This window comes from Mailhella massiliensis, assembly GCF_020741395.1.
Taxonomy (GTDB): domain Bacteria; phylum Desulfobacterota; class Desulfovibrionia; order Desulfovibrionales; family Desulfovibrionaceae; genus Mailhella; species Mailhella massiliensis_A.
Genome location: NZ_DYZA01000094.1, coordinates 22,699 through 33,368 on the forward strand (window position 1 = coordinate 22,699; position 10,670 = coordinate 33,368).

General features: G+C 59.1%; 11 protein-coding genes. 2 read left to right on the forward strand and 9 right to left on the reverse strand.

The annotated features are described in order from the left end of the window. The 7 genes from ccsA to K8W16_RS05090 all read right to left on the reverse strand — a co-directional run bounded on the left by ccsA (position 1) and on the right by K8W16_RS05090 (position 6,136). Entirely contained in the window at positions 1-699 is a 699-nt protein-coding gene (gene ccsA, locus K8W16_RS05060; RefSeq protein ID WP_304121716.1) for a cytochrome c biogenesis protein CcsA, read from the reverse strand. Beyond that, positions 699-1,379, reverse strand: coding sequence for a heme exporter protein CcmB (locus K8W16_RS05065; RefSeq protein ID WP_304121719.1), 681 nt, complete (start codon positions 1,377-1,379; stop codon positions 699-701). The genes ccsA and K8W16_RS05065 overlap by 1 nt, the downstream gene beginning before the upstream one ends. Next, entirely contained in the window at positions 1,373-2,011 is a 639-nt protein-coding gene (locus K8W16_RS05070; protein ID WP_304121721.1) for an ATP-binding cassette domain-containing protein, read from the reverse strand. Before K8W16_RS05070 ends, K8W16_RS05065 begins: the two co-directional genes overlap by 7 nt. A 1-nt stretch (position 2,012) precedes the next feature. Next, on the reverse strand, positions 2,013-3,914 hold the full coding sequence (locus tag K8W16_RS05075; RefSeq protein WP_304121724.1) for a heme lyase CcmF/NrfE family subunit: 1,902 nt from the start codon (positions 3,912-3,914) through the stop codon (positions 2,013-2,015). Between the two features lie 75 nt (positions 3,915-3,989). Continuing rightward, positions 3,990-4,400: a cytochrome c maturation protein CcmE gene (locus tag K8W16_RS05080; RefSeq protein WP_304121727.1), complete on the reverse strand. Its 411-nt coding sequence runs from the start codon at positions 4,398-4,400 to the stop codon at positions 3,990-3,992. Positions 4,401-4,548: 148 nt separating this feature from the next. Further along, complete coding sequence (locus K8W16_RS05085) at positions 4,549-5,613, reverse strand: hemolysin family protein (protein WP_304121729.1); 1,065 nt, start codon at positions 5,611-5,613, stop codon at positions 4,549-4,551. Positions 5,614-5,740: 127 nt separating this feature from the next. Next, on the reverse strand, positions 5,741-6,136 hold the full coding sequence (locus K8W16_RS05090) for a helix-turn-helix domain-containing protein (protein WP_304121731.1): 396 nt from the start codon (positions 6,134-6,136) through the stop codon (positions 5,741-5,743). Positions 6,137-6,275: 139 nt separating this feature from the next. Here K8W16_RS05090 and K8W16_RS05095 point away from each other — a divergent pair, with 139 nt between their 5' ends. After that, positions 6,276-6,485, forward strand: a complete 210-nt coding sequence (locus tag K8W16_RS05095; protein ID WP_304121734.1) for a heavy-metal-associated domain-containing protein — start codon at positions 6,276-6,278, stop codon at positions 6,483-6,485. Between the two features lie 290 nt (positions 6,486-6,775). Further along, the gene (locus K8W16_RS05100) at positions 6,776-9,067 is read left to right on the forward strand and encodes a heavy metal translocating P-type ATPase (RefSeq protein WP_304121737.1); all 2,292 of its coding nucleotides are present in this window, start codon (positions 6,776-6,778) and stop codon (positions 9,065-9,067) included. 141 nt (positions 9,068-9,208) lie between these two features. Here the strand turns inward: K8W16_RS05100 and K8W16_RS05105 are convergent, their stop codons facing one another. Beyond that, positions 9,209-9,961, reverse strand: a complete 753-nt coding sequence (locus K8W16_RS05105) for a Crp/Fnr family transcriptional regulator (protein WP_304121740.1) — start codon at positions 9,959-9,961, stop codon at positions 9,209-9,211. An 88-nt stretch (positions 9,962-10,049) separates the two neighbouring features. After that, positions 10,050-10,670: SLC13 family permease (locus K8W16_RS05110; RefSeq protein ID WP_304121743.1), on the reverse strand; the 621-nt coding region annotated here is incomplete at its 5' end.

Genomic DNA, 10,670 nt, shown 5'->3' on the forward strand with positions numbered 1-10,670 from the left:
TCAGTGTTGTTCGTTTTCCGATTCTTCCATCATCCGCTCAAAAAAGAGCGCATCCAGTCTGCCTGCGAGAAGCTTCTGCCTGTAGCGCAGCAGAAGCAGCGCAAGCCAGATGAAGAAAAAGCTTATGACGCAGGCGACGACGGCCACGGCCATTTCCTTTTCCAGCCCGCCGCCCTGCGATGCGAAGACGGAGGGGTGTATGGAGCGCCACAGCCGGGCGGAGAAGAAAACCAGAGGCACGTCGAGAAAGCCCGCGACGGCCACCACGGAGCAGAGGGCAGCACGGCGGCTTTCCGGCATGGGCATGGAACGCAGCGCCATGCAGCCGGCATAGATGAACCACAAAATGAGCGCTGTGGTCAGGCGCGGGTCCCACGTCCACCACACGCCCCAGGAATGGCGCCCCCAGATGGATCCGGTCGCCAGGGTGAGGGTGCAGAAGAGCATGCCGATTTCCACTGAGGAGGCGGAAAGAAGGTCGTATTTCTGTTTTCTGGTTTTCAGGTACAGGATACCGGCGACGCAGGATACGCCGAAGCTGATGAGCCCCCACCAGGCCAGGGGCAGGTGTATGTAGAAGATCTTCTGGGCAGGCCCCATGACCTGTTCTTCCGGGGCGTAGGCATAAACGAGCCATTGGCAGAAAGCCATGGCAAGGCCGCCGAGAACGGCGAAAAAAGCGATGTAGGAACGCTTCATCAGTCATCTCCGCTGTAGACGAAGGGGAAAAGCAGAAGCCCGGCAGCCAGAAACAGCCCGTCGAAGGAGGCGGCGAGGCCGAGCCATCGGGGAGCGTCTTCCAACAGGGGATCCGGATCCATGCCCATGGAGGCGAGGCGCACTCCGGCAAGGAGCATGGGCACGAGCAAGGGGAAAAGCACGATGGAAAGCAGCGATTCCCTGCCGGAGCGGCCCACGGAGAGAGCACCGAGCAGGGAGCCCGAGGCGGCCATGCCCACGTCGCCGAGCAGCATACCGCAAAGCGCCCAGTGCCAGCCCTGCCCGAGGCTCTGCCCGAGAAAGACGAACAGCGCGGGCACGAACACGCACTGCGCGGCGGCAAGAAGCAGAAACCCCGCCATGGCCTTGCCCAGCCATACGGCCTGCACCGGCGCGGGAAGAAGCACAAGGCAGAGGCGGGCCTGCGCGCTTTCTTCCACAGCATAGAGCATGTTGAAGATGAGCACCTGGCAGAAGGCGGAGGCGAGCCAGAACATGGCAGCCGCGGCCTGGGGGCTGAGCCTGTCTCCCGCATTCAGGGAAAGGCTGAACAGGAATACCAGAAGGAGCCCCAGAAGCAGGGCCTGAAGAAGGCCGGCCCCCCGGGTGAGGATAAGCTTCAGGTCTTTCCCGCAGACGGCAAGGGCACATGTCAGCATGGAGCGCCTCCCGTGCTTTGGGTGAGCGAACGCTTCTCCAGCATGAAGATGGAATCGGCATGGGGGGCGTCTTCTTTCAGGTCGTGGCTTATCCACAGCACGGCGGCTCCCCGGCCCCGCGCTTCCAGCATGAGTTCCCTGAGCATGCTTCGCGAGGCGATATCGAGGCCTGTGGCGGGCTCGTCCAGAAGTATGAGCAAGGGGTCGGCAAGCAGCAGCCGCGCCAGATTGAGGCGCTGCGCCATGCCCCGGGAAAAGATGCCCGCCCTCTCATGGGCGTGCCGGGAAAGTCCCACGCGCTCAAGGGCGTTTTTCACCCTTTCCGCCGCCTGGCCCAGGCCTGCGGCCCTGGCCCAGAAGAGCAGGTTTTCCTCCGCATCCAGCCCGGGATAGAGGAAGGTGGCGTGGGCCATGTAGCCGAGCTTTTCTTCGGGGACGGCGCGTTTCACCGTACCTGCGTCCGGACGGGCAAGCCCTGCCATGATGCGCATAAGGGTGGATTTGCCCGCGCCGTTGGCCCCGGCCAGGAGGGAAAGGGTGCCGGGCATGAGCGAAGCGTCCACATGACGGAAAAGGAGCCTCGGCCCGAAGGCCTTGGCTACGCCCTTGAGTTCCAGAAGCGCGCCTTCCATCTCAGCGTTCCGTGCGCGAATCTTCCGGACGGCGCCTGCGGCCCAGGGCGATGAACGGGGCGAGACTCATGAGCGCGCCGCCTATCCACAGCCAGTTCACCAGAGGATTGGTGCTCATGCGCAGTACCGCGCGCCCGCCGCTGATGCCGAGAAGGGTGACATAGAATTCGCTTCCCAGCGAAGGGTAGGTAGTGGCTTCGGAAAAGGCGTTTCTCTGGAATTTATCGTACAGGCGGCGCTGCGGAGACACCGTGCCCAGGACTTTGCCGCCGGAGGAGAGCTGAAGCTCGGCCTCGATGAATTCAAAGGTGGCGTCCCTGCCTTCGTAGAGGTTCATGAGCGTCACCTCATACTGCCCCACCTGCGCCGTGCCGCCGCGGGCAAGCTCCATTTCCACTTCTTCCTTGTAGGGACCGGAGAAGGAAATGCCGAGCGCCACGAGCGCCACGCTTGCATGGACGATGCAGGCCATGAGCGAGGGCCGCCATGAACGTATGGATTTTTCCGAAATAAGCAGCGCCATGCTCACGAGAAGGGCCGTGCTCAGAGAGGCGGCCATGAGCGGCAGGGCCTGCGTGACGCCGGTATACCAGAAGACGGCAAGGGAACCGCAGAAGGCCGCGACCACGATGACGAGCCTGCGCCAGGAACGCATGCCGCCCTGCCAGCGTATCCACGGGCAGGCAAGCAGAAGGGCGAGCAGCACCGTGAAGAGCGGCAGGCATACACTGTTGTAGAAGTGCTGATCCAGCCCCACGGAGCGTTCGGACCACAGTTTGCTGATGACGGGCCAGAGCGTGGCCAGAAGAATGATGAGGCAGAGGGCCATGAGCAGCCATACCGTCATGACGACGAAGCCCTCGCGCGTCTCCAGCCCTCCCAGTTCACGGGAGTTTTCTTCCTTCGCGAGGAAGGAGACCACGCTGATGACGGCGAGGAAGGCCAGCACGAAGAAGAGCAGGTAGGGCCCTGTGCCGTTGCCGCCGAAGGCATGCACGGAGTTGACCACCCCGCCGCGTACCAGATAGGTGGCGAAGAATGCCGAAACTGTGGTCAGGCTCATGAGAAAAATGTTGACCCTGTGCAGTTTGCCGCGCCTTGTTTCCACAAGGCCGGTATGGAGTGCCGCCGTGCCGATGAGCCAGGGCAGCAGGGAGGCGTTTTCCACCGGATCCCAGGCCCAGTAACCGCCCCAGCCCAGCTCCATGTAGGCCCACCAGCCTCCGAGGACAATGCCCGCGGTGAGGAAGAGCCAGCCGGTGAGCGTGAAGGGGCGAGCCACGAGTATCCAGTGCATGGAGTCTTTCTGCGGGCTCATGGCCTGCGCCAGTGCAAGGCAGCCGGGAATGACGAAGCCGCCGTAGCCGAGGAAAAGCAGCGGCGGGTGGAAGATCATGCCGGGATTCTGGAGCAGAGGGTTCAGGCCGTAGCCGTCCGCCGGGGCGGGCAGGCTCTGGAGAAAGGGGTTGCTCCAGGTGGAGAGCAGAAGGCCGAAAAAGGCCATGATGGACAGGAAGAAGACGAGAAACCAGCTTCTTGTCTCAGGGGAAAGCTCCCTGTAGGTGCGGGTGAAGAGGAAGGCCGTGCCGCATACCGAGACCATGAGCGCCCAGAAGAGCATGGAGCCTTCATGCCCGCCCCAGAAGGCGGTGCAGCGGTAAAAGAGAGGCAGGGCCCTGTCGGTATAGTTCGCCACATAGTCCACGGAGAAGTCGCAGACCACAAGGGCGTACATCAGGATGGCGGAAGCTGCCAGAAGGCAGAGGGAACCTGCGGCCTGAGCCCTCTCAAGCCAGCGCAGTTCGGAGGTTTTGCCCTGCCAGAGCTGCGCCGTGCCGACGGCGCTTCCGGCCAGGGAGAAGAACAGGGTGGCGAGCAGACAGAGAGAGGCGGCAAGGTACATGGAGGCTCCTGAAAAACGGGGATCGCGGAAGAAAAAGCTCAGAGAAAAACGCGCATGTCAGGCGCGTTTCCTGTATCAGGCTTTTTCCCTGTTGCTTTTTTCGTATTTGGAAGGGCACTTGGTCATGAGCGTCTTGGCCGTGAATTCCGCGCCGTTCATGCTTCCTTCCACGATGACTTCCGAGCCCTTCTCAAACGTATCCGGCAGGGCCCCCCTGTAGTGCACGCGTATGCCCTGCTCGGGGTGCGCGAGGTCGACCAGGGTGAAGCTTGCGCCGAGGCCGTTTTCAGGCTTGACGATATCGCCCCCCGCCACGCCGAACAGCCTTGCGGATTTCAGTTTTTCCGAAGGGATGCCTATGGCTTCGGAAACATTCAGGTGATACATGGTTCCCTCGGAAAGGGCTGACCACAGCATGAACCCTGCTCCTCCGGCAAAGAGGGCGAAGGCCGTGAGATATATGCAGAGATTTTTTTTCGCCGACATGTTTCACCTCCTGAGGGGATGTATGAGCATCGGCCAGCCGGCGGCTGTTTTCAGTGATCGGGGTCACAAGGGGAAAACAGGGCCCGGGCGTCTTTCTTTTCACCCCGGAAGGACTTTGACAGATTTGTGTTTGCCTTGCAAGTAGGAATTATTCCTGTTTAGGTTCGGGAGTATTTTCCGCACGTGCGGAGGCGGCGGCTTTGGCGCGGCGGTTTCTGGCTACGGCGCGCAGGTCGGCGGCAACGTCGCTTTCATCCACGATTTCGCGGCCGAGCAGCTCTTCCATCACGTCTTCCAGGGAAATGACGCCCGCGAGCCCGCCGAACTCGTCGAGCACGGCGAAGAGGTGCTGGTGGCGCTCCAGAAATTCGGTGAGCACCTTATCGAGGGTGAGCGATTCCAGCACGAAGTGCACGGGCTGCATGATATCCCCGAGCTTCATTTCCCCGTCGTCGGCATCCCGGTGCAGCACCACGTCGCGCCTGAGCACGATGCCGACAATATCCTCGTTGTCTTCGGCGTAGACGGGAATACGGCTGAAATGCCAGAAGGAGGGAATGGCGTAGGCCTGCTCCACGGTGCAGTCTTCCGGCAGGGAGAAGACCACGGTGCGCGGCGTCATGACGTCGTGCACACGCTTCTGGTCCAGCGCGAGGATGTTGCGGATGGCGGTTTCCTCATAACTCTGGATGACGCCTGCCTGCCGCGAGATGCGGGCCATGGCGTTGATATCTTCTTCCGTTGCCTCGGGGCCGGAATCCTTGGGCGTGATGAGCTTTGTGATCTGGCCGGAAAGCCAGGTGGCCGGGCGCAGCACCGTAGTCATGATGAAAAGAGGGAAGGCGAGGAGCCGACCTAACGGCACGGGATAGGAGACGCCCATGGTTTTCGGGATGATTTCGCCGAACAGAAGCACAAGCAGCGTGAACAGGGCCGCAAAATAGGGCATGTTCTCCGCGCCGAGCGCACCGGCAGCCAGCGCGCCCGCGAGAGAGGCGCCCGCCGTGTTGGCGATGGTGTTCAGGGTGAGTATGGCGGAAATGGGCTGATCCACGTTGGAGCGCATGTGGTAGAGGAGTTTACCGGCCCGGGAGCCGGAGTCCTTCATTTTTTCCAGCGTGGTCCATGGAATGGAATAGAGCATGGCTTCCATGGTGGAACAGAGTGCGGAAATGGAGAGAGCCAGAACGATGGTGATGATGAGCGCGGTCATGATGCGGGCCGGGGTTGAAGGTTGATGAAGAAAGACTCTAGCCGAAGATGGTCGCCCCGGCAATGGGCGGGAAAAATTTTTCCGCGCCGGGCGAGCGGGAATTCGAGGCTTGCATGCAGTGGGGGGATCAGGGCAGGGGCTCCATAGAGCAGTTGGCCGTAAGCCCCCTGCTCGTCAGGTATGCGCTGCCCCAGGCATACATGGATTCCAGCACGGGGCGTATGCTCCTGCCGAACTCAGTGAGCGAATATTCCACGCGCGGGGGAATGACGGGAAAGATTTCCCTGTATACAAGGCCGTCTTTTTCCAGTTCACGCAGCTGCTGCGTGAGCATCTTGGGCGTGGCCCCGGGCACGGTGCGGTGAAGCTCCGAAAAGCGCATGGGTCCGGAGATGAGCTTCCACAAAATAAGCGTCTTGTATTTGCCGCCGATCATGCCGAGAGTGGCTTCCACAGGGCAGTGGACTTCCCCGCCGAAAGGCAGGTCTCCGCCGTGACGGCAGCAGCCTTTTGCTTCATTCATAACAGTATCCTTTTAGGTACTATATATCAAAAAAGTACATTCTTGCGAATAACATATTCATAGCTATAAAAGAAAGGCAAGTCAAACGAAAACGCGGCGGCCTGCGCTCTGTCCGCCGGATCCCAAGGAGAGTTGCACCATGAAGAAAGTCATGACCATTGAAGGAATGCGTTGCCCCCATTGTTCGGCCAACGTGGAAAAGGCCCTGTGCGGAGTTTCCGGCGTCAGCGGCGTGGTGGTGGATCTTGCCTCCAAGACGGCCACCATGGAAGCGGGTGAAGAGGTGGTCGATGAAACTCTCAGAAAGGCTATAGACGATATCGGCTTTCAGGTCGTTGATATCCGGTAGTGGTTCTGGAGAGTAATACTTAATTTTTCCGCGTGGTTGTCGGTAAAAAATGCGCGTGGAGCACCATGCGGCGGGAAGAATTGTGCCGCAGCCCGGGCAGGTCTGCTTTGTCATGTCCGTATTCGGAGATCATCGCCCGGAAATTTTTTCGGATTCCGCTGCCCCGGAGCAGGGATAAAGGGCATGGCCCGCCCCTTTTCCGGGGCTTTTCATGCACACTCAGAGGCCCGCGCGCCTGAGCCCGCTTTCCGTGCGGCGTGTCAGGCTGCGGTACAGGAAAAGGAAAGCCTATGGAAAGCCGCCCCGAAATTCTCAGATTCCGCATTGAAGGCATGGCCTGCGGGGCCTGTTCCGCCCGTTCCCAGAGAGTGCTGAACTCCATGGAGCACGTCGATTCCGCCACCGTGAGCTTGGCCGACGGTACCGCACAGGTACGTCCGGCCGAAGGCGCGCTTTCAGGCGGTCTGGAACCTTTTATCAGGGAAGTGACGGAAAGGGTGAACAGGCTCGGCTTCACGGCTTCCTATCTCCCTCCCGATGCCGATGAACACGATCTCTGGGAAAGCGAGCAGGAAAAGACCAGGCTTGACCTCGCCGCACGTCGCCGTCGCCTGATCACGGAGTTTCTCTTCGCCGTACCCCTTGTAGCCGTGGCCATGGGAAGTCACTGGGGGCTGCCTCTGCCCGCATGGCTCAACATGCACGAAAGCCCCCTGGCTTTTGCCCTGTTCCAGCTTCTTCTGACCATTCCCATCATCTGGTCGGGCCGCGATTTTTACCGGCACGGGATTCCTCTTCTTCTGCGGGGAGCTCCGAACATGGATTCCCTGGTGGCCATGGGCACGGGAGCAGCGTTGCTCTACAGCCTGTGGAGCACTCTGGAAATAGCCGCCGCCTCCACGCCAGAGGCCGTACATGCGGGAGTCTCCGGGCTTTACTATGAATCTGCGGGCATGCTCATCGCCCTTATTTCCCTCGGCAAATACCTGGAGGCCGTCTCGCGCACGCGCACTTCCGAGGCCATACGGGCCCTCATGGAGCTTACGCCAGAACATGTGGAGCGCGTGCTTGAGGACGGGAGCGTGAGGGAAATTCCGGTCCGGGCCGTCATGCCCGGCGACAGGCTGCTCATCAAGCCCGGATCCCGCATTCCTGTGGACGGCGTGGTGTCGGAAGGCTCCTCGTCCCTCGACATGTCCAGCCTGACGGGCGAATCCATGCCTGTGGACGTGGCTCTCGGCGATGAAGTGAACGCGGGTACGTTGAACGTGAGCGGAGCCTTCGTCATGGAGGCGCAGCGCGTGGGCGCGGATACGGCTCTTGCACGCATCATCCATCTGGTACGTGAGGCTCAGGGTTCCAAGGCACCTATTGCGGGGCTTGCCGACCGCATCAGCCTTTATTTCGTGCCCGCCGTCATTGCCGTGGCCACACTGGCCGGGATTCTGTGGCTGTTTGCCGGGAAGCTGCCTTTCGGCGAGGCGCTTCGCGTCTTTGTGTCCGTACTGGTGGTGGCCTGCCCCTGCGCACTCGGCCTTGCCACTCCCATGTCCATCATGGTGGCCACGGGACGCGGTGCACAGCTCGGCGTGCTCATGAAAAACGGCACGGCGCTGGAGTATTCCGGCAGGCTCGATACTCTTGTGTTCGACAAGACCGGCACGCTTACGGAAGGCCGCCCCCGCCTCATGAGCCTTTTTGCGGAAGGTATGGGAGAAGACGATGCCCTGACCCTTGCCGCCTCTCTTGAGGCTGTTTCCGAACACCCTCTGGCTCAGGCCGTGTTGGAAGGCGCGCGGGAAAGATGCCTTCCGCTTTCTTCCGTGGAAGGATTTCAGGCCGTGAGCGGGCAGGGGGTGATCGGCTCGGTGAACGGCCGATCTCTGCTTCTCGGCAACGAAAGCCTTCTGGAGGAAAAAGGCGTTGAGCTTTCTCTGGAAGCGAAGGAGCGTCTTCTCTCTCTGGCGGATGAAGGGCAGACACCGCTTCTTCTTGTCGTGGACGGAAATTTTGCCGCCATGCTCGGCGTAGCCGACCCTTTGCGGGAAGAAACACCCGGCGTCATAGCAGAGCTTCGGGCCATGGGCTGCCGCGTCATGATGTTGAGCGGCGACAACGAGCGTACCGCCCGGGCCGTGGCAGCCAAGGCGGGTATAAGCGACGTGGTGGCAGGCGTGAGGCCCGACGGCAAGGAAAAAGTCATTGCGGCCCTTCAGGCGGAAGGACGCCTTGTGGGCATGGTGGGGGACGGCATTAACGACGCTCCCGCCCTGGCCCGCGCTCATGTGGGCATGGCCATGGGCTCCGGCATCGACGTGGCCATGGAGGCCGGCGACGTGGTGCTTCTGCGCGGCCTTCCCTGCGTGAAGACGGCAATTTCTCTGGGGCGCGCCACACTTGCCAATATACGCCTCAGCCTGTTCTGGGCCTTTGCCTACAACGTGCTTCTCGTACCTGTGGCGGCTGGGGTTCTTCTGCTCTTCGGAGGCCCTGCAATGTCGCCTATGCTGGCGGGGGCGGCCATGTCCCTTTCCTCCGTGTCCGTGGTGCTCAACGCCCTGCGCCTGAGAAGGTTCCGATAGATCCGCTGCCCGGCGTCGGGAAGATTCGCCGCAAGCCAGAAGAAGCCCGCCCCACAGGAGCGGGCTTCTGTCTCAGGCCTGAATGGGAGTATTGTGGGCAGATGGTCTTACGGAAATCCGACGTATGGGAATGCATGAATATTATTCGCGCAGGGCCAGCTCATGAAGCTCTTCAAGGTTGAGAATGGTCAGCTCTGTTTTGGTAAAGCATTTCAAGATATTTTTTTCTTTGAGCTGAGTAATGATGTTGGACATTGTTACTTTGTGCATATTAAGTAAAAGAGCGAGCTCTGCTTGTGTAATATGCGGATATATTGTCTTTTTTTGATGAACTCTATACATTTCATAGATAAATAGACATACGCGGTTCAAGGGTTTGACATACATATTGATGCATGTAAGCTCGGAATAGCACAAATCTTTTACTGCCTGTGTATAGGCAAGATTATGAACCAACTGAGGATTGATATGAAGAATGTCTTCAAAGGTGAGACTTTGCGGAAAGATATATAATTCTGAATCTTCCAGCGCTTTGATCGGCATGGCCTGGAACTGCCCCTGCGTGAGAAAAAAAGCCTCATAAATAAGGGAACCGGCAAATATGAAATGAGGATTGAAAGTTTTTCCTTCTTCATTGAATTTATGGATACATATTTTTCCTTTTTTTAAGTACATAAAGGGAATAGATTCTTCTGTATCCGGATAAACCAGTTCTCCTTTTTTTAATAAAAACATAGATGCAATATCAAGAATTTGTTCCCATATATTGCTGGTATTACATATTACTCCAGGAACGGAGTACAGTGGAGGGCATGCTGAAACATAGTTTGGAAATTCTCTGGCCTTATGATCGAATGTTTGAGGAGTATTGGAGATCAGTGCGGATAAGAACATAAATGCTCCTATGGGCAGGACGCCAAATCCGACCTTTTCTGCACAGGCAGAAAAGGTCGGAACTAAATAGACGGTATGGCTAATTTTTTTACATAAGCCCGATGGGTCTTGCAATAGCAAGCATGATGAGAGGCATGATAATAACCCAGGCGATGGAAACGAAAATACCGGGTTTGAACATATCGCTCATCTTATAGTAGCCTGAGTTGTAGGCGACCAGGGAAACGGGATCAAGCGGCAGGAGCAGGGCCGCCGATACGCTGAAGCCCATGGGGATTGCGAGAATGGCGGCGTTGGTACCCATGGTGCCGGCGAGGGCCACCAGGGCGGGGAGCATAACGGCCACAATGGCGGTATTCACAGGGATGATGAGATGGACGGCCACGGTGAAGGCGGATATGACGGCGATCATCAGCCATAACGGCATGCCGGTGATGCCGCCGAGGCAGTTTGAGGCGATCCAGGAAGCTGCGCCCTGATCCCAGAGCAGCACGCCGAGGGAGTTGGCGGAACCGACGACCATGAGGACTTCCCAACCAATCTTGTGGCTGTCGTTACCCCAGTCGACAAGGCCCACACCGGGCAGCAGGAACAGCGTAGCGCCGAGCACACAGGCGACGGGCAGCGGGATGTTGTGGAGTTTGTCCGTCATCCAAAGGGCCATGTTGAGGAGGAGTATGACGACGAACTTCCATTCCTTGGCTTGAAG